Consider the following 24,240-nt stretch of genomic DNA (forward strand, 5'->3'; position numbering starts at 1 on the left):
GGAGAGGCCCGTCAGAAGAGGACCTACGGCGTAGCTGCGCTTGAGAAGGTGTGGCGGGGACTGGGGGTGGTGGGGTGAGGATCACGTTCGACAGTGAAGTGGATGCCCTGTACATTGGTTTCATCGAGACCACCGTAACCGCAGTGCCTGTGGCCGAGGACATCGCCGTGGACTACGCCGCGGACGGGCGAATCGCCGGTATAGAGACTTCCGATGCGCCCCAGCGCTTCGGCGACCCGGGCGTGTTCCGGCGCGTGGCCCTGGCACTGCCTGTCGGGATCCAAGAGCCGAGTGGGGCGCGCCTACCGGAGGGCGTTGAGCCATGAGCACTGATCTCGAGATTCTGCGCCAGGGCCTGCGTCGCCGCGAGGAAGAGCAGAAGCAAGCCCTGACCGGGCGCCGCGAGCGCGCCTGGCAGCTCGCCCGGCAAGCCGCCTGTCTCCTCAGAGACGAGTTCGGCGCGTCCCGTGTGGTTCTCTACGGCTCCCTGGTGCGTCCTGAGGAGTTTCATCTCCGCTCCGACGTTGACCTGGCTGCCTGGGGAGTGCGCGACTACCTGAGTGCCGTGTGCCGCTTGCTAGACCTCGATCCGGAGATAGAAGTCAACCTGGTCGAGTACGAAGCAGCTTCGCCCGGGTTGCGTGAGTGCATCCGCCGCGAGGGGGTGGAGCTTTGAGCGAAGGTGATGCTCTGGCAGGGCGCATCCGCGAAGCCCTGGCCGAGGTTGAGCAGGTGGTGCAGCGAGCTGTTTCCCTGGGAGACAGGGCGGTAGCCAGCGGTGACACAGGCTACTGGGACGGCGTCGCCCTGAATCTCCACGGTTACTACACAGCTGTGGACAGGATCTTCGAGGACATCGCCCGCACGCTCGACGGCGGCCTGCCCTCCGGGCCAGAGTGGCACCAGAGGCTCCTGCTGCAGATGTCCTCCGAAGTCGCGGGACGTCGGCCACCGGTCATCTCGCGGGAGACCCGGCATCTTCTGGACCAGTACCGTGGCTTCAGGCATCTGGTACGGAACCTCTACGCATCCTCCCTGCGCCCCAGCAGGGTGAGCGAGCTGCTGAGCGACTTGGGCCCAAGCTTCGAGTCGCTGAAGGCCGACTTGTTCGCCTTCGCCGCTCTGTTGGAGGAGGCAGGTCAGCGGAAGCTTACGTAGCACGCCCGCACCGGGTGCCACCCGAGCCGCGGCCGGACCACTCTGAAGGACGCGAGGTGAGGAGAAGAGAGCCGGGCTCGAAGGAGCTCCGCACAGGCGAGGCTGGCCTGGTCTTCTCGCTAATCCCGGTGGCAGAGGACGAACTGGGCCCGCTCTCGGAGTCTCCTTTCATGCGGTCCGTCCAACGGGAAGACATCCCACTGTGAGGCAGGAGCACGGAGATCGTGCAGTGGGCGGAGGCGTCCGTGCGAGAGGCAGCACGGTTCCTATCCCCGAGCTCGCCTGGGTAGAAGCCGACGCTGGCTGACACTCTCGCACCGATCTCGTCCCGTCGGAAGAGGGCCTACGGCGTGGTTGCGCTGGAGGGGGCGATAGAACGCTTATGCCGCCGACAAGCGGCGCCCTCACCTGCCATAGTGCTAGACGCGGATGAGGGCACGACGAGGGCCAACTACAGGAGGTTGCATGGCCGAAGCACTAAGCGTTGTGGGATCGCGGGCCATGGATCGGATTGTCCGGCAGATCGTTGAGGGTTTCCACCCACAGAGTGTGATCCTGTTTGGCTCGCATGCCTACGGCACTCCCGATGCCGACAGCGACGTGGACTTGCTCGTGATAATGGATACTGATGATCCGCTCCATACCGCTGGTCTCATCTCGGCGTCCATTGATCACCCGTTTCCCCTGGATATCGTGGTCTTGCCGCCCTCAGAGCTAAGGCAGCACCGCGAGGAGCGACGCATCTTCGCTGAGAAAGTAGTGGCGGAAGGCAAGGTCTTGTATGAAGCCGGCGAGGATTGAGTGGCTCAGGCCGGCCGAGGGAGACTGGAAGGTAGCCCAGCGCGAGATCCAGGCGCCTGACCCAGTCTACAACGTGGTTTGCTTCCTTAGTCAGCAGTGTGCCGAGAAGTCCCTGAAGGCATTGCTTGAGGAGACGGAGATCGCCTTCGGCAAGGCGCACGATCTCGTGGTCCTCCTCGATCTCACCTCAGGGCGGTTCCCGGTGCTCGAGGAACTGAGGCAGCCATTAGGGTACCTCACGCCCTTCGCCATCGCCGGCCGCTACCCGGGTGTGGAGGCAGGTCCCGAGACGGCCGCGACCGCCTTGCGCATTGCCAGCCAGGTACGGCAAGCAGTACAAGAACTCCTAGCAGAGTGAAGACAGGGGCGGGCGGTGATTGAGCGCTAACTGGTCGCTGGCCCACGCTGATCGAAGCCGTACGACCTATGGGCGGCAATGCCGAAGGACGCAGCAGCCGCTCCGGCCCCCCGCTCTTGAGCGCAAGACGCGGGACAGCACCTGACCACTGGAACCCGCGACTGCGTACCGGCGTCTTGACTCCAGGCACTAGCTCGGGCGCAGACAGAGACGACCAACTGACCTCAGAAGGAATGGGAACATGACACGTACCAGACGACGCGCGACGCCAGAACTGCTCGCCATCCTATCCTTGGCGGCTATCGGGCTCCTGCTGGCGGCCTGCGGGAGCACCCCTGTGCCACCCACCCTGCCCCCACCGGCCCCTACCGCCGCACCGTCGCCGACCTCCGCCCCTGAGGCGCCAACTGCTACCGTAGCTGCGGCCGAGGTTCCCACCGAGCCCTCCGCGACGGCCACTACCAAGGCTCTGGATACCCCGACGCCGCAGGCGGCCCCCACCCTGCCCGCCCAGGCCCTGGAGCCCGCCGAGCACTGGGTCGTGCGCAACCTCATGGTCGGTCCCGGCCGCACGTACGTCTTCCTGGCGGACCTGAGCGGCCGGTACCAACTGCTCTACAGCGATGACGATGGCCAGACATGGGCGCCCTTCCCCGGCGAGTTGCCCCTCGGCCATTGCCTCAACAACGTCAACATTGACTACGCCGCCATCGATTCGCTCTACGCTGGGGCCTGCGAGGGAGGCCTCTATCACTGGAATGGCTCAGAGTGGGAACGCATCTCGGATCAGCGCGTGGGCACCCTCGAGGTCGTCTACCTGGAACCCCAGCTGATGTGGTCCACCGACCCGGCGGCCGGGCCCGGTGACCCCAAGATCAGCCGCAGCGAGGACGGCGGTCGCACGTGGGTGGCGGCCGACAGCGGCATCGACAGCTCCGAAACCATAGCCTACCTCGGCATGGACCCGCGGGACAGCAACACCTTCTACGCCATGGGCCGAGAGACGCTATATCGAGGCACGGCCGACGGTCAGTGGAAAGCCATTCCGACCGCCCGCTTCCCTTCTACGTTCACCGGCATGGCCATCGAGGGCGGGAATGGCGCCCTCTACGTCAGCCTGAGCGCCCCCAACAACCAGATCTGGCGCTCCCAGAACCCCAACATGGCGGATGTCACGGGCGTGCGCTGGGGTCTTCTCCACGACTTCGGCGAGCGCCAGGCGGTACACCTGATGGCTACCGGCCCTAGCTCTCACCCGGTGGGCGTGGCTCTCTATGCCAACCTCGCCGAGATTCAGCGGGGAGACAGCGGGGACCGGCCGGGCAACTACCTCCCCTACCGCTCCCCCGACGGCGGCATCACTTGGGAGCGGATCGTCATACCCGGCTGGATCGAGTGACGCACGGGGGCCAGAGCCACCTCGCGACAGGCCGCCCCGCTGAGGCACAGATGATCCCGGATCGCGGGATCGCCTGTGCCTCCGTGGAGCCTTCCCCCGGCCGACACCGCCCCGGTGTCAGATAGTGAGAAGCAGGCTGAAGGTGGCGAGAGTCACCAGCACTGCCAGCACTCCCGCCATCCAGTTGCTGAAGCGCGGGTTGCGCCAGGTCTTCATCAGGCTGCCGTCGTTGGCCAGGCGCAGCATGAGCACCAGGATGGCGGGCAGAAGCACAGCATTGGCCACCTGAGAGAGCCACATCAGGGGAAAGAGCCTCAACCCCGGGATGAGCACGATCAGGCTGCTCAGGACGATGAGGAAGGTATATATCCCGTAGAAGGCCGGCGCCTCTTCGAAGGTCCGGTTGATGCCGCGTTCCCAGCCAAAGGCCTCGCAAGTGGCGTAGGTGGTCGCCAGGGGAAGCACCGACGCCGCCAAGAGTGACGCCCCCAGCAACCCGACGCCAAAGAGAGTCTCGGCCCAGGGCCCGGCGATGGGCGCCAGCGCCAGGGCGGCCTCCTCCGCCGACTCCACCCGAATGCCCTGGGCGAAGAGGGTGGCGGCGGTGGCGATAATGATGAACCCGGAGACCACATTCCCCACCGCAGCCCCGAAGATCACGTCCAGTCGAGCGAGAGGAAACTCCCTCATCGTGATGCCCTTGTCGGCAATGGAGGCCTGCATGTACACCGCCGCCCAGGGTGTGATCGTCGTGCCCACGGTAGCCAGCACAGCCAGGATGTACTCCGTGTCCATCTCGAAAGTGGGTACCACTGCGTGGACCAGTACCTCGTCCCAAGGGGGATGCACGGCGATGGCGGAGATGACATAAGCGATGGCGTACAATGACAACAGCAGCAGTACCTTCTCCACACGCCGGTAAGAGCCACGCAGCACCACGAACCAGACACTGAAAGCGCCCAGAGGTACCGCTAGGTAGCGGCTCACACCGAAGAGCTCGGCGCTGGAGCCGATGCCGGCGAACTGAGCCGCGGTAGTGCCCAGGTTGGCCAGGAATAGCCCCAGGATCACGAAAAACGTGGCTCTGACGCCAAACCTCTCTCGAATCAGATCCGTGAGGCCCTTGCCCGTGGCCGCCCCCATGCGGGCCGCCATCTCTTGCACTGTGCTCTCCCCCACGGTGACCCAGACCAGGATCCAGAGGAAGCTGTAGCCGAAGGCGGCCCCGGCCACCGAATAGGTGGCAATGCCGGGAGCATCGTTGTCGGCGCTGGCGGTTATGAGGCCGGGCCCCAGTACGCTCAAGAAGAGCAGGACTCGGGCGAAGGGCGCAGCGAGGCGATCCCTGACCCGCATGGGAGACTCCGTCGAGTTGGGCTAGAAGAAGCGAGGAAGGCGCTTCTTCCAGGCAGTGGGCAGCACGGCGTCGAGGGCGTCGTCCACAGTCACGATCCCTTTGAGCACCCCCTCTTCATCTACCACAGGTACGGATAGCAGATCATACTTGGCCACCAAGCGGGCGACCTCTTCCTGGGACTCCTCCGGCCTTACTGTCACCGGCCGCTTGACCATCACTTCGCTCACGGGCGTGTCCGGCTCAGCGAGCACCAGATCGCGCAACGAGACCACACCCCGCAGCCGGCCCGCCTCATCCACCACGTGTACGTAGTACATGGCTTCGTCCTCGCGGGCCTCCCGGGAGCGACGCAGGTGTGCCAGTGCCTCGCCTACAGTGAGCCCGGTGGGGATGGTAGCAAACTCGGTGGTCATGATCCCACCGGCCGAGTCCTCCGGGTAGCCCAGGAGCATCCCGACCTCGTCCGCCTCTTCCTTCTCCATGAGGCCAAGCAGGCTCTCTCGGTCCTCCTCTTTCAGAGTGGCCAGAACGTCGGCCGCGTCATCGGGGTCCATTTCTTCCAGCAGGTCGGCGGCTCGCTCCGGGGGCAGGGAGGTGAGGATGGCCGCCTGCAGCTCGGGGTGCACCTCAGAGATGGTGTCGGCGGCGGTCTCATCGTCGAAGGTCTCGATGAGGGCCTGCCCGGAGGGCCGGTCCAGCTCGATGACGATGTCGGCGATGTCCACCGGGTCCATCTGGCTCAGCCTGTCGCGCGCCACTCTCAGACGGATGGGAGCGTCGGCCTGGACGGAGGCCACGTCCTGCCAGGAGATTACCTTCTCCGGCAGGGGGCGGCGCAGAGCGCTCAGCACTCGGCGCGCTGGTTCCTCCACTCCCAAACGGCGCAGCAGGCTGGAGGTGCCCACGTTGACCGCGCTGAGGTAGTAGCGGCCATTGTCGCCCACGCGGGTGAACTGAAGATCGTTGACACGCACCAGTCGTCGGTCCTCAGTGTCCACGATCTGGCGGTCGAGCACCTGCCGCTTGAGCCAGAGCTCATCGCCCCGAGGGGTGTACCGGGCCGGCTCAGTGCTCTTGAGGATGACAGATGGGCTCAGCCAGGCGATTTCGCCGGCAGGGATGAGGGTCTCCTGTCCGTCGTCGGGCCGGAGAGCAATGGCACGCAAGGGGGGGAACCCTCGCTCGGTCTCGGCCACCAGCACATCGCTGACGCGGCCCACGCGGCGACCCTGGGCGTCCCATACAGCCCTTCCCAGTATCTGGCTGAGGTAGATGGCCACGGCACAACCTCCTGCGGACACGGCACCACCGTGCCTAGCGCGGACACGGTAATGGTGCACCTGGCGCTAAGGATACGCTGACCTGGTCAGAGCCTCCTTAAGCGCCAAGCCGCGGCGCCAAAGCCGCGGCTGGATCATGCCAAGGCAGGAACCCTGGCCACCAGGATGGGCTTGCCGCTAAGGAGGCTCGGTATTGAGTTGAGCTTCGCCGCAACCGTCTCCGAGGGCTAGTTGCGGCTCGCTACTACTACTACCTGCGTCCATTTCTCCTGTGTTTGCCCGGCCTTGTGCGCGACGGTAAGGACCGGGCCAAACGTGCGACATTGTAGACCTGCGCCCAGTAGGAGTCAAACTGCCTTGACGGCGGAAGAGCGGGCGGTTCAGGCAAGCCCTTAGCCGGAGCCGTGAGCCACAGACCCAAGACCTCTTGGTCGTGAGTTCTCCGCTGCGGGTGGCCCGACGCGTTTGCCCACCTCGTCCAAGGTGTGCAAGGGACGCCCCGCGCAGGGCCTCCCTATGCCCCCGATGAGCACGCCGCCCCTGCTGTATGCCTTACCGCCGCCCACCCGGGAGAACGGGACTCACCGCGGGGGACAACTAGCCACAAGTCCACAATCCATTCGAGGGAACGTTCCACCAGGCAAGATCGCCGCTTTCCTTCCTTCTGTGCGCTCTCTATGGTCTCTGTGGTCTCGGCGGTGGAATCCCTACGCGAACATGGGCAGGTAGGGGCGATGAGCCTCGATCATGCGATCGGCGATCTCCACTGCATGTTCCACCCGTTGCAGCGACGGATCTAGCAACAGGGCCTGCACCACGGCGCTGCGGCCGCCCTCCAGAGCCGCCTTCACGATCAACTCCTGCTGGGCGAACACCCGGCTCAGCACCCCCAGCACCCCGGCGGGCAGGGCCGGCACCGCCTGGGGATGCAGTCCATCGTCGCGGACGGTGGTAGGCACCTCGACGAAAGCATCCAGGGGTAAGCCGGCGATGGAGTCGCCGTTGCGGGTGTTGGTCTGGAGGGTACGGCCATGCCCAAAGAGGAGGTTCTCGATCACCTCGGCAATCATGAAGCCCCCCATGGCCTCTCCACCCAGGTTCTGGTAGAGCTCGCCCAGATTGCGCTCGTCCACGCGGCGCGTCAGGTCGGCCCAGCCCCGCTGGCGAGAGGCGATCATGGCATCCACGTCCCGCAGCGCCAGCCCGTAGTCGGCGCCCCGGTTGGTATCCTCGCGGACAAAGAAGGGAAAGAACTCAGCCACGTGCCGGTCGGCCGGCGAGGGGTAGAGGCCAAAGTGGCGGAAGAGCAGGAAGCTCACCGGCTGGCCCTGGGGGCCGCGCTCCTCGTATCTCTGCCTCAGCAAGCCATAGGCGTCCTCGCCGTCTACCTCCAGCCGGGTGACCCAGGTGAGGTGGTTGAAGCCAGCTATGTCCACCGCCAGGCGCGTCTCATCCACTCCCAAGAAGCGGGCCAGGAAGCTCTTGAGCCCATAGATGCCGGGGCACAGGCCCACCACGGGCACCCCATTGCCCTCGTGGACCATGCGGCAGATGCTGCCTTCGGGGTTGGACATATTGACTATCCAGGCGCCCTCGCTGCTATAGCGCTTCATGTCCTCGGCGATGGCCCCGATCACCCCGTAGTTGCGCAGCCCAGCGAAGATGCCGCCCGGGTTGATGGTGTCGCCCACGATCTGATAGATACCGTAGTCTTTGGGCAGCTCGATGTCTATCCGGTGCGCCTTCAGCCGACCGGCGCGCAGAGCGGTCACCACGAAATCTGCGCCCTCCAGAGCCTGCCGCCGGTCTACAGTGCTCTCTACCTGCAACTCACTCCCCACGCCCTCGGCCATCAGGCTCACAGCGCGGGCCATCACGGCCAGGTCGGCCTCCTCCTCCGGCGGAGCAAAGAGGGTCAGGGTGGACTCGGCCGCCACTTCCGGTCGCCGGATCAAGTGGGCGGCGGCGCCCAGGGTGAAGCCGCTGGTGGCGCTGATGAAGGCGATCTTGATCGGTTGCGTCTTAGCCATAAGCTCAGCCTCTGTTGGTGACGTTGGGGAGAGCCCTCGCCCACGCCATCTGGCGGCACCCCTCTCCCACGCCTGGGACAGGAAAGGGCGGGCTCCCCTTCCTTCGCAGCGAAGGGCGCTGGGGGGTACGTCAGTCGGCGAAGAACCGCGGCAGCACCGGGCGGGAGGCCTCAAGCATCTCGTCCAGCATCTGCTCGGCTTCCTCCACGTCGAAGGAGTACATGAGCGGGTCCATGAGCAGGGCCTGTAGGGCAAGCTTGCGATCGCCCTTCATGGCCGCCTCCACCGTCAGGCTCTGCACCGTGCCGTAGAGGTTGGTCCAGCCAGCGGCTGCCTCCGGCAACTCCCCGAAATGCACGGGGTGGAAACCGTAGGCATCGCAGGAGACGTCAATCTCCACCACCACCTCGGGGCCGACGTTGGAGATGGCCCCCCGGTTCATGACGTTCAGGGTGAAGGTGTCACCTCGATCGTAGACTATGGAGCCGATCATCTGCTCCGCCTTCTCCACCGACTGGTAGCCGCCGGTCAGGAGTGGCCCCTCTCCTGCGGCCGCCTTCTCGATATTGGCCCACACGACCTTGCGCTTCTCCACCCGCTCCTCAATATAGTCGTGCTTGAGGCCGTACTTGCCGATGTCCACTCCCTTGCGGATGAAGTGGGGCACGAACTCGGAGGTGTGCCCATCGCCGGGGATGGGCCAGGCGCCGTAGACCTCGTAGAGGGTGCGGCTGACCATGTCCATGCCCTGGGCGAAGCTAGCAGCGTACTTGGACTCGTAGCTGTCGGAGGCTCGGCGGCTGTGGGTGCGGGTGTAGTCGCGCCACTCGGCCAGCAGGTCCCGCCCGTCGGCCTCCAGGGTGGTGATCCAGTTCATGTGATTGACGCCCGCCGCCCGATAGCGCATGGACGCCGGATCCACCCCCAGGGCCTCGCCGATCCGGCCCAGGTAGCCGTATATGCCCGGGCAGACCCCGGCGCAGGGGATGGAAGTGTGACGCAAGACGCCCAGGGTGATGCTGGACATGGGATTGGTGTAGTTGAGGAGCATGGCATCCGGGCAGAGCCGCTCCATGTCCTGGGCCACCTCGACGATCATGGGCACGGCCTTGAGCCCCTGCATCAGGCCGCCAGGCCCCACGCTCATTCCTGCTGGCTCCATGAGGCCGTGTTCCAGGGCGATGCTCACGTCCTTCGACCAGTACTGATGTCCGCCCGCCATGAAGGTGGTGATGACGAAGTCGGCCCCTTCCAGCGCTTGCTGGCGGTCGGTGGTGGACACGAAGTCTATGTCGCCGCCGCTCTCCCGTCTCATCCGCTGGACGTAGCGCATCATGGTGTCCAGGTGGTCGCGGTCGGTGTCCATCAGGACGAGGGTGCTGCCCCGCAGGGGCTCGTACATGAGAAAGTCGTGGGCGAAGGACGGCATCCAGGTCATGCTGGCCCCGCCGATGAAGGCAACTCGAACCGCTCTCGACATTGTTAGCCTCCGCTATAGTGGCCCCGACGTCAGCCCCGGCGTGTCTAGAGAGCAAACCACTCCTCTACCGTGAGGCCGACAATCCGGACGATTGCCCGAACGGTACCCACGGGTAGATCACGGGACTGGTGCATGGGGATAGGTATCTTCAATCGGCTGTCAGGATGGCGCATGAACAGGTGCTTGCCACCGCCGTACGGCCCCTCGAAGCCCAGTGCACGCAGCTTACGGATTACCTCGCGGGGTGGCTCCGGGCTGAGCTTGGGCATTGGGGCCTCAGGCGGCGGAGCAGTCGGTAGCGTAGGCTAGGCCGAACCCGCCGATGACCGGCACTTCATCACCGAACCGCAGGGCCATCACAAGCCAACCCTGCACGGCGTCCTCCGCCATGATGGCGGCCTCGGCACGAGTGGCTCCCGAGGTCACGCATCCCGGCAACACCGGCACCTCAACGGTCCACTGGCCATCCTCATCCTCAGAGAAGACGGCGTAGCTTAGCGCCAGACGGACGTACTCATTCCAGGTCAGGGGCACCATTTCAGCCTCGCCTTTCATACTGTTAGGCGACATTGTACCGCCGATTGCTGTGTCTGAGCAGCTGGACTGAGCCGAAAGCGACGACTACCGGCTGGCGTAGAACGCCGGCAGCCACTCCTTGTTGGCCTCTAGCATCTCATCCATCATGGACCGGACCTGTTGCACCTCCAGGCTGTAGCACATGGGGTCCAGCAGCAAGGCCTGGAGGGCCAGCTTGCGGTCGCCCTCTACAGCGGCGCGCACGGTCAGGTCCTGCACCGTGCCCAGCAGGTTCACCCAACCGGCCACCGCCGGCGGCAACTCCCCGAAGTGCAGGGGATGGAACCCGTGGGCACCGATCTGCACCGGCGCCTCCACCACCACCTCCGGCATCACGTTCTCGATGGCACCCCGATTCATGAAGTTCAGGTCATAGATACGCTTCTCGTCGAAGAGGATGCTGGTGATCATGTGATCCAGCTTCTCCAGCGACTCCCCCCGAGGCCCAGGGACGGGTGCCTGGCCGGCCAGCGCGGCCTCGATCTCCTGGCGGTACCGGGCCCGTTGCGCCATGCGGTTCTCTACGAAGTTGTGCCGCAGCCGGTAGCGGGATAGGTCCACCCCCGGCCGAAGGTAGTAAGGCCAGCACTCCGAAGTGTGGTCGTCGCCGGGGGTGGGGAAGGCCCCGAACAGGTCGTAGAGCTCGGCGCTGATGGCCAGCGGGTTGTCGCTCACCCTCGCCTTCTCCACGATCTGTGGCAGTAGGTCCTCGCCCGACTCTCTGTGCCTGACCTCCAGCACCCAGTTGAGGTGATTCACGCCGGCGGCCCGGTAGGCCAGATCGTCTCTCTCCATCCCTAGGAAGTCGGCGAACCACTGCATGGCGATGGTGATGCCGGGGCACACCCCGATGGCCTTGATCCGGCTGTGCCGCTGCAGGGCCAGCGTGATGCTCGACATGGGGTTGGTGTAGTTGAACAGGGGCGCGTCGGGGCAGAGCCTCTCCATGGCGTGGGCCAGGCTGAGGAGCTGGGGGATGGCCTTGAGCCCCTGGATGAAGCCACCGGGGCCGACGCTCATGCCCTTAGGGTGCTGGACGCCGTACCTGTGGGCAATGTTCAGGTCGGTGGCCCAGGCGTTGTGGCCGCCGGCCATGAAAGTGGAGACCACGAAGTCGGCGCCGTCGATGGCCTCGTCCCGGTCCAGGCTGGTGAGCACCTCCAGGTCGCCACCCTGCTCCGCGATCATGCGCCGCACATAAGGGGCCATCAGGTCTAGGGCCTTCTGGTCCACGTCCATGAGGACGACGGTGCTGCCGGCCAACTCCGGAGTGCGCAGCAGGTCGTGAGTGAAGCGCGGTATCCAGGTGAGGCTTCCGCCTCCGATGAAGACGATACGTGGCATGGTCTATCTCTCCATAGCTTCAGATGGCCGGTGGGACGGGGAGAGGGGGAGACAGGGAGAGGGGGAGAGGGGGAGACACGGAGACGGAGACGTTCCTCCTCCATTCGCGTCGCCGCCTCACCCCCTCTCCCTGTCTCCGCGTCTCCGCGTCTCCCCGTCTCCCTGTCTCCCCGTCGTCATGGCTCGCTGCGTCCTTCAGGGAGGCCGGTGCCCCCCACGATCTGCTGGGCCGCCTCTCGGTACAGGTGCCGTAGGGCGCGGGCCTGCTCGGCCGGGAGCTCGAACTCGCATGCGTCCAGCAGCCGGCGCATCTCCTCTCGGGCGCGGTGGCGCAGGTCGGGGGCGCCAGCGGCGAGCCAGCCGTTGAGCATGCGCCGCTCGGAGAGCTTCGGGAGCCAGTACGCTTGGCGGAAGTGCTGCAGGGTCGAGTCCAGGCCCATGAAGCTGCCGGCCAGGGCTCCTTCCTCGGCCACCGCCGGGTCCAGGGCCTCCGGGCCCAGCTCGATGCCGCGGGCGAAGCGCTCGGCATAGTCGGCGATCTCCCGGTCCATCACCAGCATCTCGGGGCTCCACACCTCGTCCACCGAGAGCATGCCCGCCCCGAAGAAGGCACGCGATCCCATCAGAACGCCCGCCACCGCCGAGCCGGCCCTTTCCAGCGCCGCCTGGAAGTCCGGCCGCTTGGACATGCTGCGGATGGAGCGGGTGGCGCCGTTCTCCCGGCCGTAGAAGGCGGCCATTTCCATGCGGAACATGTCGCAGAGGTTCATCTCCGGCGCTCCGTAGACCATGGTCCCGAACTTCATGTCCATGGGGAAAGCCATGAAGCCGAAACTGACCCGAGCGTCCGGCCGAAGCAGCTTGATGACCACCAGCCCGCCGAAGGACTCGGCCAGGGCCAGCATGAAGGCCGAGGGCATGTGTATGGGCGCCGTGGCCCCCATGACCGGCATGGAGCCCACGCTGAACCGGTCCACGCGGTTCAAGAAGCGCTCGACGACCTGGAAGGAGTCGCCCATGAGCTTGAGCGGGCTAATGACATAGAGGGGGAGCGACGTCTCTCGCCCCAGCACCTCGTCCATGCGCAGGAGGTACTCGTAGGCCTCCAGCGGGCAGGGGGCGGTGAAGCTGGGACCGCCCCGGCCGTAGAGGGCTCCGATCACGTACTCGCCCAGGGCTTGCATATCCGGGGGCACGTCCTGAGGGAAGCCGGGGGCGTGCCCGCTCACGTCCACATCGTGCATGGCGTCGAAGAGCCGGACGCCTTCGACCAGGTCGTCCCAAGTGACGGGGCGAATCCGGTCGGTGTCTGGGTCCACAATGTGATGGGCACAGCAGCCGCCACTCAGGTGAATGCGGTCACCCTGAGCGGGCTGCCAGGGGCGCGGCTCCGGCCGCTGCAGCAAGTCCTCGACCAGCTGGGACTCGAAGCGGGCCCGGCCCTCGACCACCGAAACACCTCGATGGCGCGCCAGCGTCTCCCGAAGGGAGGCCGACTCCACCTCCAGCCCGGTCCGCTCCAGGATGGTCAGAGCGCCGTCGTGCACCGCCTGGCGCTGCTCATCGGTGAGGAGCGGCCCCCTCACCGGCACCGCTCGGGTTGTGGGTTCTACCATCACGTAATCGAACTCCTCGGATTCTGCCACAGGGACGGGGAGAGGGGGAGACGCGGGGACGGGGAGACAGGGGGACCGGGCGACGCCGAGACGAGAGGTACGATCCCTCTCCCATGTCTCCCGCTCTCTACGTCTTCACATCTCCGCTTCACACCCTCTCCGTGTCTCCCCTCTCCCCCTCTCCGCGTCGCCCCTTCTCCCTGTCTACCTCCCCGCCAGGCCGGTGACGCTGATGCCCCGGATGAAGTACCTCTGGGCGATGAAGAACAGGATGATGACTGGCAGCACCTGGATCATGGAGGCCGCCATCAGGTAGTTCACCCGCTGGCTGCGGGTATTCTGGAAAGTGCGCAGGGCCAGGGCCAGGGTGTACTTGTGCATCGAGTTGAGGTAGATGAGCGGGCCCATGAAAGCGTTCCAGTGGTCCAGCACCTGGAAGATGAGCACGCTGGCCAGGGCCGGCCCCGACAGCGGTATGGCGATGCGGTAGTAGATCCAGAAGTTGCTGGCCCCGTCCATCCGGGCCGCCTCGTCCAGCTCGTAGGGCAGGGAAAGGAAGAACTGCCGCAAGAGGAAGACGCTGAAAGCCGTCCCCCCCAGCCAGTACGGCACCGTCAGGGGCAGGAAGGTGTTCAGCCAGCCGAGGTAGCGAAAGATGAGGAAGGTTGGGACGAGCGTGACCACGCCAGGCAGCATCATGGTGGAGATCACCAGGAAGAAGACCCGCTCCCGGCCCCAGAAGCGCAGCCGGGCGAAGGCGAACGCCGCCAGGCTGGAGGTCAGGAGGGTGCCCAGGGTGGCGAACACGGTGATGGTCAGGGTGTTGATGACGTAGCGGTAGAAGGGGACCGCCAGGACTTCCATGAACTCCACGTAGTTGCGCCAGGCTACCGGGTTGGGAATCCACTTGGGCGGAAACACCCATTCCTGGCCCGAGACCTTGAGCGAAGTGGAAGTCATCCACAGCATGGGCAGCATCATGGCAACGGAGGCGACGATGAGCACCAGGTGGAGAATGGCGCGTCCGACCAGGCTGCGGGCCCGTGCCACGGTCCTGGTCCTGGCTTGGGCCCGCGCTCGGATGGCCTCAGTAGTGATGACGCTCATCTAGCGCGCCTCCTCGACTTCGTAGTACACCCAGGCTCGGGCGCCCCAGAACTGAATGAGGGTGAAGAAGAGCACGATGAGGAACAGCACCCAGGCCAGCGACGAGGCGTAGCCCATCTTGAAGTAGTCGAAGGCGTTGCGGTACAGGTAGAGCACGTAGAACAGGGTAGCGTTCTGAGGTCCGCCTCCAGTGGCGATGTAGGCGGTGGTGAAGACCTGGAATGATCCGATGATGCCGATGACCAGGTTGAAGAAGACGGTGGGAGAGAGCATGGGCAGGGTGACGGAGACGAACCGACGCCAGGCGTTGGCACCGTCAATGCTGGCCGCTTCGTACAATTGGTCCGGTATGCCCTGCAGCCCTGCCAAGAAGATAATCATCTGGCTGCCGATGTGCCACACTCCCATGATGATGAAAGACGGCTTGGCTAGGTTCACGTCGAAGAGCCACTTCTGGGGAGGCAGGCCTAGCTGGTAGAGCAGAGCGTTGGCCAGCCCGAAGTCGGGGTTGAAGATCCAGATCCACAGCAAGGCGTTGGCCACCGCGGGCGTGAGGCTGGGGAGGAAGAAGAAAGTGCGGTAGACGTTCATCCCTCGCAGGCCGGTGTTGAGCAACACTGCCGCCAGCAGCGACAGGACCAGGTACAACGGCACCCCCAGGAAGGTGTAGAAGGCGGTGTTGTACAGGGACTTGGTGAAGAGCGGGTCCTGGGCCATCCGGGCGAAGTTGGCCATCCCGCTCAACTTGGGCGGGGTGAGGATGTCCCAGTCCATGAAGGCCATGACGGCGGACGCGATCATGGGCCCCAGGGTGAACCCCAAAAAGCCAACCACCCAAGGAGCTATGAACAGCCAGCCGTCTACGTTCTCCCGCCAATGCAGGCCCCGATATCGAGGCCGACGGCGCGTCTGCGCTAGAGTCGCCATGGCACTCCCTCATAGGGGATAGGTTACAGGGGTTAGGGAACAGGGAATATGGTTGGGGGAGTTAGCCTGGCGGCATCCCCCTCAACTCCCTGTCCCCGATAGCCTGTTCCCTGTAACCTGTCCCCTGTGACCTGTAACCTATCTAGTCGCAGTTTCCTTCGGCGCGGCACTGATCCAGCAGGGCGTTGATCTCGGCCGCCACACCGGGCATGGACTCGGCGGGAGTGGTGTCGCCGGCAATGATGGCGTCCCACACAGGGTTGAAGATGTCCATCATGGGGGCGAAGATGGCCGTGTCTGGATGCCGCCGCACGTGGCCCTCCAGCGCGTCAATGAACAGCTGCCAGTTGACGTGAGTGGGCTCTTGCTTAACGAAGACGTCGTAGAGGACGTTCCGCTTACTCGTAGAAAGCCCAGCCTTGGTCAGTTTGGTCAGGGACTCGTCGCTGTTGAGGAACTCGATGAACTCCCAGGCAGCGCTTCGGTTGGGGCTGCCGATCCAGATGCCCCAGGCGTCATTGGGGTTGCGCACCCAGGAGCCGCCCGCACCGGTGGGCTGAGGAGCCGTCTGCCAGTTAAGTCCCTCCTGCGCCTTGAGGTCTATCGCCCACCAAGTGCCCTTTTGAGCCATGGCCCCCCGCTTGGCATAGAACATGCCGCTATTGCCGCCCTGGGGGATGTTTTCCGGCAGCGGCTGCACTTGGTACTTGAGGACGAGATCGGCCGCCCATTGAAGCCCGGCGATGGCCTCGGGCGAATCCACAACGCACCTGGTCTTGTCCTCCGTCAGGAACCAACCACCGGCGCCCCAGATCCAGTTGAGCAGGTAGTACCCTCGCTCGCCCAGCCAGCCGAATTGCCTTTCGGCTCCTTCGCCTGAGGTCAGGGCCTGAGCGGTGGCCAGGAAGTCCTCCCAGTTCCACTCGTCGTAGCGCGTAGGCGGATAGGCCACCCCGGCGGCGTCGAACAGGTCGGGGTTGTACCAGATCATAGCCGGGGAGTTGTCGAACGGCACCAGGTACTGCTTGCCGCGGAAGAAGCACTCGCCCCAGTCGGCAGCGATGTACATGTCTTCCTGTACGCCCGAAGACGCCGCCACCATCTCGTCCAGAGGCAGGAAGAACCCACGAGCGGCGAAGCCGAACATGTACTTGTTCTCGAACATGTACACATCGGCAGCCACGTTGCCAGCGGCGGCCGCCATCACCTTCTGATAGCCCTCGGCCACGTCCTCGTACTCAGGAACGGTGATCCGATCCTGGGAGGCGTTGAAGTCCTGAACGATGGACTGCCAGGGTTCGGAGAGCCACCCGCCCCAGCCCACGCTGGAGAAACGCACTGTCACCTTCTCCGCCGGTGCGGCGGTGGCCTCCACCACCTTCTCCACCACCACGGTTTCCTTCACTACCTGCGGGGTGCCCTCGACAATCCTGGTGACCTCCCTTTCCACCACCTGGGGCGTAGGCGTGGCCCCGCAGGCGGCCACGGTACTCGCCGCGGCACTGATACCCGCCACCTTCAGAAGTCCGCGCCTGGTCAACATCCTCTTGCTGGACATCGCCTAACCTCCTCCTCTAGCGCCCCTCAGGGCTTCGTCTGATGGGAGACGCCGGTCTCCCCGTCCACAGACCGACCTGGCTGCCGAGGCCGCTAGCCCAGCTCTCTACCGGCTGTGGCCATCCTTCTCCGGCCCTCCTCCGGGCCGCTGACGATCGCTTCCAGGATGAGTCCTGTATCTGCCCGTTCTCGCCAGCCCTCGGGCAGGGGGCCGTTCCAGATCAGGCACACGCCGCGCTCCTGAGCCAGAGGCCAGACCACATCGAACTCCTCTGCCTTCTCCGTCCACCGGTACAGCCCGGTGATGCCGGGCGTGTCCAGCACGTCCCGGATGGCAGGGAGCCCCTCATCGGCGTGTAGCAGGTAGCCTCCCCCGAAGGCCTCGTACACGCGGGCGTTGTAGGGCACAGCGAATTCCGCGTAGTGCCGGGGAGAAAGGCTGAGGGCGAAATCCTCGGAGATGCGCACCCCGCCCACCACCCGAAAGTGCCAATGGTAGGCCCGGTTTCGCTCCTCCCCGATGATCTCTTTCTGCCGCAGCGTACCGGCGATGATGCTCTCCGTGACCACGCCGAGCAACTCGTGTAGCAGAATGGGGTCGTCGTAGACGGCGGTGTAGACGTCGGGGCCCATCACCTCCGCGGCCACGTTCATGGGGCCCTGCAGATCGGCCTGACCGACGCGGACGGCGGCGCTAAGGCGGGGGTAGGGAGCCAGGGCCTCTATGAAGAACTGCTCCGTCTCCAGCGCCCGGGCGAACAGGCCCCGATCCAGGTCAGGAGGGCCGGAAGACGCCACCCGGCGAACCTCATCAGGACTCAGGGGCTCCACCCACGGCAGGTCGTTCCCGGCGGGGGCGTGTATCTCACACCCGAAGACAGACGGCAGAATCCCCACCCCATAGTTCGCGCGGACGGTGTAGACCTTGTCGTCTCCCAGCAGCGCCCCGACGTACACGTCCTCCAGCTCGTCCAGCAGCATCTTCTCGGGCGAGCGGAAGATCTCTGCATAGGGAAAGACGGGCCAGTCGGCGGGGGCCTTGCGCTCCTTACTCACCTTGTCGCGATAGTTGAGGACGCAGGGAATGCGAGGCACCGGCCGGAAGGCCCAGGCGTCTTCCTGCAAGCGCTCATTGGCCCGGGCGCGCTCGGGGTCCACCAGGTGCTCCAGTCGTTCCAGATGGATCGCGAGGTCTGCGCTCAAAGGCTCTCCTCTGGCTGCCGAGCCATGCTCGCTTCGGCGGGCCTGACGGGACGGACATACGGCTCGTGATGTGGACCAGCGAGCTACTACACAATGATAGCGCAAGCCGAAGCCGTACGGCGCCAGCGGGCTGTGTCGCCGACATGACATGTCTGTGACATGGGCCCTGGCGGGGCAGCAGAGAGGCCGGGAGCAGGGCTGCTCCCGGCCTCGACCAAGGCGTGGGATACACCGAACTGGCGTCGGCGGCTGCCAGGGGCCGCCACTCCGGAGGCAGGCCGGACTACCCTCCCGCCCTGTCGAGCAGGCGCCGCAGGTTACCTCCCCCCACGGACTCCTTTTCCGCCCGGCTCAGCCCGCTGTAGGTCAGGAGGGTGATGGCCGGGCCGGGGGCGTACATGGGCATGCCAGTGCCGAACAGCAGCCGCTCCGCCCCTACCCGCGCCGCCGTCCGCTCCAGGGCGTTGGAGCCGATGTAGTAGGAGATCTCCAGGTGCAAGTTGCCGTACAGGTCCATCAGGGGCAGCAACAGCCGATCCACCGCATACCCGATGCGCACCAGCACCACAGGCAGCTGGGGATACTCCCCCAGCAGCCACTGGAGTCCGTCCCAGTCCACCGTCTGCAGATGGCTGCCCCAGTGGCCCAGCTCGAAGTCCACCAGAAGCGGCACCCTCCGCTCCTGAAGGGCGCCCAGCAACTCGCCATACAGATAGGCTCGCAGGGGCCCCACCCGCCTGGGACATACTCGCGCCGCCCGGGCCCCGCTGGCGAGCAACCGCTCCACCAGCTCCCTCGGTCCCGGCACCTCCCCCGTGTGCGATGGCATCACCACCCAGCAGGCATGCAGGCGCTCCCTCCCCGCCAGCTCCTTTCCCAGCAACTGGTTGCCATAGGCGGGATCGTACGCCACAGCGGAAGAATGGGTCACCAGCGCCTCGGCAATCCCCACCCGGTCCAGCACCTGCACCAGTTCGTCCGCGCTCGCGGGCCCGGTCAGCGCGCCCGTGTGCCCCAGGTGGCAGTTGGCGTCGAAGAGGGCGATCTCACTCATGGCCCCCTCCTCGGGCTGATAGGCCGAACAGCCGGGCAGCGTTGCCTCCGATGATGGCCCACTTGTCTTGCTCGGTCAGATCCGCCAGTAGCACCCGGCCAATCTGGTGGGTGAGGTGCTGCCAGGTGAAGTCGGACCCGAACAGGACCTTCCCCGCCCCCACCCGCTCCACCAGCGCCTCTATTCCCCCGTAGGGGACTAGAGAGCTGCACACGTCCGTGTAGAGGTTGTCCCGCTCCGCCACCAGGTCGATGATGGCCTCGGGCCGGCCCCGGTACCCACCCCCGGAGTGGGCCACGATGAAAGGCACGGTGGGGAAGAGAGCAGACAGCTTCTCCATGGCCCGTGCGTCGTTGAAGCCATGCCCCAGCACCGGCAATCCTCCCTTCTCCGCCGCATACTCGTAGACGGCTATCATCGCCGGCCCATCCACCGGATACTCATGCAGCCCGGCATGCACCTTGATGCCCTTCATCCCCAGCTGCTCCACACAGCGGTCTAGCTCGGCGCGAATGGTGCCGGGGTGGTTGGGGTTGACTACAGCGTAGCCCACGAGGCGGCCGGGGAACTCCTGCATGGCCTGGGCTACCAGGTCGTTGCCCCGCGCCCAGTCGCCCACCAGGGACAAGACGTGGCTCACGCACAGGACGTCCACTCCCACCCGATCCATCACCGCTACCGCCTCAGCCGCCGTGGAGGCGGTGATGTCGAACACGCCGTAGCGGCCCAGGTGCCCGTGGGCGTCCACTACCAGCCCACCCTCCAGGGGCAACCCGGCGAGCGCCCTCTCTCTCAGTGTCATCTCCGCCGCCTCTCCGCTCACCGATTACTCCTTCGCCAGCTCCGCCAGCCTCTCCCCCTGCTCCGCTACCTTGCGGAAAGCATAGGCCGTCTGCTCCACCCACTCCTCCGGCGGGTCCACCGGAGTGGTCAGCCAGAAGGCGGTATCATGTATGGCCTCACTCACCGGCAGGTCCCCCCGCTTCATCGGCCGCCTCGCCCCCACAGGCAGGTCCCCCCACGGACCACCCAAACCCTCAAACGAGAAGTGGTTGAACAAAGGCTCCAGGTGCATCACCCCATACCCAAAGGGCGTGATCCCAGGGGTGGTCCTCACCCCCTCCGCCACCAACGCCCTAAGCACTATGTCCACCGGCGCCCCCACCACCTCCGGGTCTATCCGGCCGGTGTAAAGCAGCATCCCTCCCCTCTTGCCCTTGGCGTAGGTCTTCTGCACGCTCACCCCAGGGATGCCCACCATCAACTGGTCAAGCTTGCCAAACCACGCCCCCCGCTTCTGGTTCAGCTCCGGCAGCCGCTCTAACTGCGCCCTCGCCATGGCTACCGCCAAAGGATTGGCCCGGTACTTGATGCCCAACCCCATGTTGCGCAACTCCTTGAACCGCTCGGTCACAAACAACCGCTCACACCGCCCATAGTGCCCCAACGCTACCATGGCATCATACAGCTCATCATCGTCGGTGGTGGCTACCCCCGCCTCAATCCCCGTCACCGCCTTGGAAGCCTGCAGACTGAAACACCCCACATCCCCCACGCTCCCCACCTGCTCGCCCGCCCAGGTGGCCCCATGGGCGTGAGAAGCATCCTCGATCAGCTTGATGCTCGTCCCCTGCACTAGGTCACGGAAACGGTCCATATCCGCCGGATTGCCATACACATGCGTCACCACGATGGCCACCGTCCGCCCAGTGATCCGCCGGGCCACGTCCTCCGGATCGGCACAGTAGGTCTCCGGGTCGGCATCGCAAAACACCGGCGTGGCCCCACAGTGCAAAATGGGGGTGATGGAGGCGTGCCAGGTCACCGAGGGCACGATCACCTCCCTGCCCTGACGGGCCCCAGCCGCAAAGATGGCCGAGTGCAGGGTGGCAGTGCCGTTGCACATCACCAGAGCGTGCTTGGTGCCCACAAACCGGCGAAACTCCTCCTCAAAGAGCTCCAACTGGGAGTAGGCCGTGCTCAAATCCTCCAGCACCGCATTCACGTAGCCCCTCTCCCGCTCCCCCGCCACCTGCCAGCGGTCCTCCAGCCCTACCCTGACCGCCTTCGGCCCTCCCTCTATCGCCAGCTTCTCCGCCATCGTTCCTCCCTTGACCTGATCCCGTGCCACGGTATGCGGGTGTTCCCTCCCGCGCTGCCGGATAGTACACCATATGCACCCCGCTGTAGAAGCCAGGCGAGCAGGACCACTCCCGGACCGCCGTCGCCTCCTCCCGTTTGGCGCCACTGCACGTGATGCCCGCCACGAGCCATGGCATGGGGGTCGGTCAGCACCGCCTTCGACCGGGCTGCCGCCTCCGGCAGCGGCGAGCCCGGCTTGCACCGGCCTCGAATTGGGGCAGAATGGTGGTTCAGGAGCAGCTTTCCGATGGTGCGGGGCGAAGATGGTCCTCTTGGCGATCAGATGCCGGAAGCCAACGCGATCCCGACTCCGGATGCGGGGCCAGGAGCCCGGGCCAAGCGCTTGAACGTCGCATGACCGGTTGGCGGCCAGCCACACGTGGGCTCGGCCAAGGAGAGAGGTGTGAGCGGATCGCTTATCTCACGCTACCGAGGGGCCATGTTAGGCCTGGCCGTGGGCGACGCTGTGGGAACCACGCTGGAGTTCTGCCCTCCTGGCAGCTTCATCCCCATCGAGGACATGCTGGGCGGTGGCCCGTTCCGCCTCAGGCCGGGCGAATGGACCGACGACACCTCCATGGCCCTGTGCCTGGCCGAGAGCCTGGTGGCCAAGAGAGGCTTTGACCCAGTGGACCAGCTCGAGCGCTACTGCCTCTGGTACCGGACCGGGCACCTGGCCTGCACCGGTCGTTGCTTCGACATCGGCAACACCACTCGGGCGGCCCTGGAACGGTTCGAGCGCACCGGCGACCCCTACTGCGGCCCTTTGGGTCCGCGCACCGCCGGCAATGGTTCCCTGATGCGCCTGGCTCCGGTGCCGCTGGCCTACGCCCGACACCCCCGCCAGGCGATGGACTACTCCGGAGAAAGCTCCCGCGCCACCCACCAGGCGCGGACGGCGGTGGATGCCTGCCGCTACTTCGGGGGACTGATCGTCGGCGCCCTGGCTGGCGTCAGCAAGGCCGAACTGCTGAGCGAGTGCTACTCCCCGCTAGCCGGGTACTGGCAGGAGCGGCCCCTAACCCCGGAGATCGACGAGGTGGCCCGCGGCTCGTTCAAAGTGCGGAGGCCGCCCGAGATCCAGGGAGCGGGATACGTGGTGCGGTCGCTGGAGGCAGCCCTGTGGGCTTTCCACCACACCGACGACTTCCGGGCCGGCTGCCTGGCGGCCGCCAACCTGGGAGACGACGCCGACACTACGGCCGCCGTCTACGGGCAGTTGGCCGGGGCCTTCTACGGCGAGGAGGGCATTCCTGCTGCCTGGCGGGCCCGCCTGGCACACCGGGATTGGATTGATCCCCTGGTCGAAGGGTTGTTCGAGCTGGCCCAGGCCCTGCCGGGAGAGCACGATGGGCAACCGTGAGGTGCTGGAAAGCCTGCTCGCCGGCCGGAGCATTGATCTGTCCCGAGGAGCCTTGCTCGACTATGCCCCCGGGCCCATGCGGAAGGATCTGAGCTTCGAACGGGTGGAGGGCATGCTGCTCGGCCTGGCGGTGGGCGACGCCTTGGGCAACACCTCCGAGGGCCAGCTTCCTGATCGCCGTCGGGCTCGGTACGGCGAGATCCGCCACTACCTTCCCAACCGTCACGCCGCATATCGAGCCGTCGGCCTGCCCTCCGATGACACCCAACTGGCCTTCTGGACCCTCGAGCAAATGCTGCGGGATGGTGGCCTCGATGTCGAGCACCTGGCTCGTCGCTTCTGCCAGGAGCCCATCTTCGGGGTTGGCTCCGCTGTGAGCCAGTTCGTCACCAACTGGAAGGCCGGCCAGCCCTGGTACCAGTGCGGCGTCCGATCCGCTGGCAACGGCGCTCTCATGCGCATCGCCCCCGTGCTGATTCCCCATCTCCAGACAGGTGGCCGCGAGCTATGGGCAGACGTCGCCCTGGCTGCCATGGTCACCCACAACGACGCGGCGTCCATCTCGGCTTGCCTGTCCTTCACCCACCTTCTGTGGCAGGCACTCCAGCTCCCGCAGCCTCCGTCGCCGGAGTGGTGGCTCGAGGAGTACGTACAGGTCGCCAGGGATCTGGAAAGGGGGGATTACGCCTCCAACGCCCCTGCGCATGCCGGCTACCGCGGTCCGGTGTGGCGCTTTGCCGAGGAGCGGGTCGCCCTGGCCTGGCGTAAGGGTCTCTCCGTTTTGGAGGCATGCAACTGGTGGTACTCCGGTGCCTACCTGCTAGAGACGGTGCCGAGCGTGCTCTACATCCTGATGAATCACGGGCACAACCTGGAGGAGGGAATCATCCGGGCCGTCAACGACACCCTGGATAACGATACCATAGGCGCCATTGTGGGAGCGGCTCTGGGTGCGCTTCACGGGAAGCGGGCCATACCGGGCCACTGGTTGGGAGGACTCCTCGGCCGGACGGGAGCCGAGGATGATGGCCAGGTGTTCGCCTTGCTGACGGAAGCGCGCTACGCCTGGTGGGGCGGTCATTGACGCCAGGCTCCGAAGCAGGTGGAGACGACCTCAACAAATCGCGCACGGTGCCGCGCTTCCGCCTCGCGCCCGGAGGTCGCCAGTATCCCGAAGCAGAGGTGTGGGGAGCCCTTGGGGTAGGGCTCCCCACAAGTTCTGAGGTAGTGAGAGGAGTAGAGAGGGGGACACTTTGCAGTGGGGGGATCACTGCAGTAGTGTAACTGGGCTATTGGCTTGTTACGGAAGCGAGTATGCCTCGGATGCCTCAAAGCACCATAAAGTGTATGTATTAGATTCATTAAGGAAGGAGACAGACCGTCGGCAGTGAGAGGCGCGATGCTGGGACGGCGACAGTCCGCCTACCCCCGGCGTCTTTGCTGCCCGAAGCTTCCCTCCGTCATCCCGCTCGTCCTCGGTTGGCAGCG

The 24,240-nt window shown here is 65.5% G+C and carries 23 protein-coding genes; 8 read left to right on the forward strand and 15 right to left on the reverse strand.

Features of this window, described 5'->3' with window-relative positions; all coding sequences use genetic code 11:
* Positions 1-74 precede the first annotated feature (74 nt).
* From HPY83_11350 to HPY83_11375, 6 genes are all read left to right on the forward strand, one after another.
* On the forward strand, positions 75-326 hold the full coding sequence (locus tag HPY83_11350; GenBank protein ID NPV08540.1) for a DUF2283 domain-containing protein: 252 nt from the start codon (positions 75-77) through the stop codon (positions 324-326).
* A complete protein-coding gene (locus HPY83_11355) occupies positions 323-676 on the forward strand; it encodes a nucleotidyltransferase domain-containing protein (protein ID NPV08541.1) in 354 nt (117 codons plus the stop codon). The genes HPY83_11350 and HPY83_11355 overlap by 4 nt, the downstream gene beginning before the upstream one ends.
* Entirely contained in the window at positions 673-1,158 is a 486-nt protein-coding gene (locus HPY83_11360; GenBank protein NPV08542.1) for a hypothetical protein, read from the forward strand. The genes HPY83_11355 and HPY83_11360 overlap by 4 nt, the downstream gene beginning before the upstream one ends.
* 465 nt (positions 1,159-1,623) lie before the next feature.
* Entirely contained in the window at positions 1,624-1,959 is a 336-nt protein-coding gene (locus HPY83_11365; GenBank protein NPV08543.1) for a nucleotidyltransferase domain-containing protein, read from the forward strand.
* Positions 1,940-2,317, forward strand: a complete 378-nt coding sequence (locus HPY83_11370) for a HEPN domain-containing protein (GenBank protein NPV08544.1) — start codon at positions 1,940-1,942, stop codon at positions 2,315-2,317. The genes HPY83_11365 and HPY83_11370 overlap by 20 nt, the downstream gene beginning before the upstream one ends.
* Before the next feature lie 241 nt (positions 2,318-2,558).
* Entirely contained in the window at positions 2,559-3,716 is a 1,158-nt protein-coding gene (locus tag HPY83_11375) for a hypothetical protein (GenBank protein NPV08545.1), read from the forward strand.
* Between the two features lie 117 nt (positions 3,717-3,833).
* Here HPY83_11375 and HPY83_11380 read toward each other — a convergent pair whose 3' ends face one another.
* From HPY83_11380 to HPY83_11450, 15 genes are all read right to left on the reverse strand, one after another.
* Positions 3,834-5,072 (reverse strand): Nramp family divalent metal transporter, encoded by a 1,239-nt coding sequence (locus HPY83_11380; GenBank protein NPV08546.1) that lies wholly within the window; start codon positions 5,070-5,072, stop codon positions 3,834-3,836.
* Between the two features lie 21 nt (positions 5,073-5,093).
* On the reverse strand, positions 5,094-6,353 hold the full coding sequence (locus HPY83_11385) for a magnesium transporter (protein ID NPV08547.1): 1,260 nt from the start codon (positions 6,351-6,353) through the stop codon (positions 5,094-5,096).
* Between the two features lie 707 nt (positions 6,354-7,060).
* Positions 7,061-8,383: a hypothetical protein gene (locus HPY83_11390; protein ID NPV08548.1), complete on the reverse strand. Its 1,323-nt coding sequence runs from the start codon at positions 8,381-8,383 to the stop codon at positions 7,061-7,063.
* A 130-nt stretch (positions 8,384-8,513) separates the two neighbouring features.
* Positions 8,514-9,863 carry a hypothetical protein gene (locus HPY83_11395; GenBank protein NPV08549.1) on the reverse strand — a complete coding sequence of 450 codons (1,350 nt, stop codon included), beginning with the start codon at positions 9,861-9,863 and terminating at the stop codon, positions 8,514-8,516.
* A 44-nt stretch (positions 9,864-9,907) separates the two neighbouring features.
* Positions 9,908-10,132, reverse strand: coding sequence for a type II toxin-antitoxin system HicA family toxin (locus HPY83_11400; GenBank protein ID NPV08550.1), 225 nt, complete (start codon positions 10,130-10,132; stop codon positions 9,908-9,910).
* Positions 10,133-10,139: 7 nt separating this feature from the next.
* The gene (locus HPY83_11405) at positions 10,140-10,400 is read right to left on the reverse strand and encodes a type II toxin-antitoxin system HicB family antitoxin (protein NPV08551.1); all 261 of its coding nucleotides are present in this window, start codon (positions 10,398-10,400) and stop codon (positions 10,140-10,142) included.
* 84 nt (positions 10,401-10,484) lie between these two features.
* Entirely contained in the window at positions 10,485-11,783 is a 1,299-nt protein-coding gene (locus HPY83_11410) for a hypothetical protein (protein NPV08552.1), read from the reverse strand.
* 176 nt (positions 11,784-11,959) lie between these two features.
* Entirely contained in the window at positions 11,960-13,399 is a 1,440-nt protein-coding gene (locus tag HPY83_11415) for a hypothetical protein (protein ID NPV08553.1), read from the reverse strand.
* A 204-nt stretch (positions 13,400-13,603) separates the two neighbouring features.
* Positions 13,604-14,506, reverse strand: a complete 903-nt coding sequence (locus HPY83_11420) for a carbohydrate ABC transporter permease (protein NPV08554.1) — start codon at positions 14,504-14,506, stop codon at positions 13,604-13,606.
* A complete protein-coding gene (locus tag HPY83_11425) occupies positions 14,507-15,433 on the reverse strand; it encodes a sugar ABC transporter permease (GenBank protein ID NPV08555.1) in 927 nt (308 codons plus the stop codon).
* Between the two features lie 142 nt (positions 15,434-15,575).
* Complete coding sequence (locus tag HPY83_11430; GenBank protein NPV08556.1) at positions 15,576-16,991, reverse strand: extracellular solute-binding protein; 1,416 nt, start codon at positions 16,989-16,991, stop codon at positions 15,576-15,578.
* Positions 16,992-17,083: 92 nt separating this feature from the next.
* Positions 17,084-18,193 carry a hypothetical protein gene (locus HPY83_11435; GenBank protein ID NPV08557.1) on the reverse strand — a complete coding sequence of 370 codons (1,110 nt, stop codon included), beginning with the start codon at positions 18,191-18,193 and terminating at the stop codon, positions 17,084-17,086.
* Between the two features lie 283 nt (positions 18,194-18,476).
* Positions 18,477-19,247 carry an amidohydrolase family protein gene (locus HPY83_11440; protein ID NPV08558.1) on the reverse strand — a complete coding sequence of 257 codons (771 nt, stop codon included), beginning with the start codon at positions 19,245-19,247 and terminating at the stop codon, positions 18,477-18,479.
* Positions 19,240-20,070 (reverse strand): amidohydrolase, encoded by an 831-nt coding sequence (locus tag HPY83_11445; GenBank protein ID NPV08559.1) that lies wholly within the window; start codon positions 20,068-20,070, stop codon positions 19,240-19,242. Before HPY83_11445 ends, HPY83_11440 begins: the two co-directional genes overlap by 8 nt.
* 3 nt (positions 20,071-20,073) lie before the next feature.
* Positions 20,074-21,348 (reverse strand): DegT/DnrJ/EryC1/StrS family aminotransferase, encoded by a 1,275-nt coding sequence (locus HPY83_11450; GenBank protein NPV08560.1) that lies wholly within the window; start codon positions 21,346-21,348, stop codon positions 20,074-20,076.
* A gap of 480 nt (positions 21,349-21,828) precedes the next feature.
* Between HPY83_11450 and HPY83_11455 the strand changes: the two genes are divergently transcribed.
* Both HPY83_11455 and HPY83_11460 read left to right on the forward strand, forming a co-directional pair.
* Positions 21,829-22,752 carry an ADP-ribosylglycohydrolase family protein gene (locus tag HPY83_11455; GenBank protein ID NPV08561.1) on the forward strand — a complete coding sequence of 308 codons (924 nt, stop codon included), beginning with the start codon at positions 21,829-21,831 and terminating at the stop codon, positions 22,750-22,752.
* Positions 22,739-23,836, forward strand: coding sequence for an ADP-ribosylglycohydrolase family protein (locus HPY83_11460; GenBank protein ID NPV08562.1), 1,098 nt, complete (start codon positions 22,739-22,741; stop codon positions 23,834-23,836). Before HPY83_11455 ends, HPY83_11460 begins: the two co-directional genes overlap by 14 nt.
* Positions 23,837-24,240: the final 404 nt, after the last annotated feature.

The organism is Anaerolineae bacterium, assembly GCA_013178015.1.
Lineage (GTDB): Bacteria > Chloroflexota > Anaerolineae > DRVO01 > DRVO01 > Ch71.

Bases quoted from the DNA above. Each gene is read 5' to 3' on its own strand.
- HPY83_11380 (NPV08546.1), bottom strand. From the start codon at position 5,072: ATGCGGGTCAGGGATCGCCTCGCTGCGCCCTTCGCCCGAGTCCTGCTC.
- HPY83_11410 (NPV08552.1), bottom strand. From the start codon at position 11,783: ATGCCACGTATCGTCTTCATCGGAGGCGGAAGCCTCACCTGGATACCG.
- HPY83_11460 (NPV08562.1), top strand. From the start codon at position 22,739: ATGGGCAACCGTGAGGTGCTGGAAAGCCTGCTCGCCGGCCGGAGCATT.
- HPY83_11450 (NPV08560.1), bottom strand. From the start codon at position 21,348: ATGGCGGAGAAGCTGGCGATAGAGGGAGGGCCGAAGGCGGTCAGGGTA.
- HPY83_11390 (NPV08548.1), bottom strand. From the start codon at position 8,383: ATGGCTAAGACGCAACCGATCAAGATCGCCTTCATCAGCGCCACCAGC.
- HPY83_11415 (NPV08553.1), bottom strand. From the start codon at position 13,399: ATGGTAGAACCCACAACCCGAGCGGTGCCGGTGAGGGGGCCGCTCCTC.
- HPY83_11365 (NPV08543.1), top strand. From the start codon at position 1,624: ATGGCCGAAGCACTAAGCGTTGTGGGATCGCGGGCCATGGATCGGATT.
- HPY83_11455 (NPV08561.1), top strand. From the start codon at position 21,829: ATGTTAGGCCTGGCCGTGGGCGACGCTGTGGGAACCACGCTGGAGTTC.
- HPY83_11425 (NPV08555.1), bottom strand. From the start codon at position 15,433: ATGGCGACTCTAGCGCAGACGCGCCGTCGGCCTCGATATCGGGGCCTG.
- HPY83_11370 (NPV08544.1), top strand. From the start codon at position 1,940: ATGAAGCCGGCGAGGATTGAGTGGCTCAGGCCGGCCGAGGGAGACTGG.
- HPY83_11355 (NPV08541.1), top strand. From the start codon at position 323: ATGAGCACTGATCTCGAGATTCTGCGCCAGGGCCTGCGTCGCCGCGAG.
- HPY83_11405 (NPV08551.1), bottom strand. From the start codon at position 10,400: ATGGTGCCCCTGACCTGGAATGAGTACGTCCGTCTGGCGCTAAGCTAC.
- HPY83_11375 (NPV08545.1), top strand. From the start codon at position 2,559: ATGACACGTACCAGACGACGCGCGACGCCAGAACTGCTCGCCATCCTA.
- HPY83_11400 (NPV08550.1), bottom strand. From the start codon at position 10,132: ATGCCCAAGCTCAGCCCGGAGCCACCCCGCGAGGTAATCCGTAAGCTG.
- HPY83_11430 (NPV08556.1), bottom strand. From the start codon at position 16,991: ATGTCCAGCAAGAGGATGTTGACCAGGCGCGGACTTCTGAAGGTGGCG.
- HPY83_11440 (NPV08558.1), bottom strand. From the start codon at position 19,247: ATGAGTGAGATCGCCCTCTTCGACGCCAACTGCCACCTGGGGCACACG.
- HPY83_11395 (NPV08549.1), bottom strand. From the start codon at position 9,863: ATGTCGAGAGCGGTTCGAGTTGCCTTCATCGGCGGGGCCAGCATGACC.
- HPY83_11420 (NPV08554.1), bottom strand. From the start codon at position 14,506: ATGAGCGTCATCACTACTGAGGCCATCCGAGCGCGGGCCCAAGCCAGG.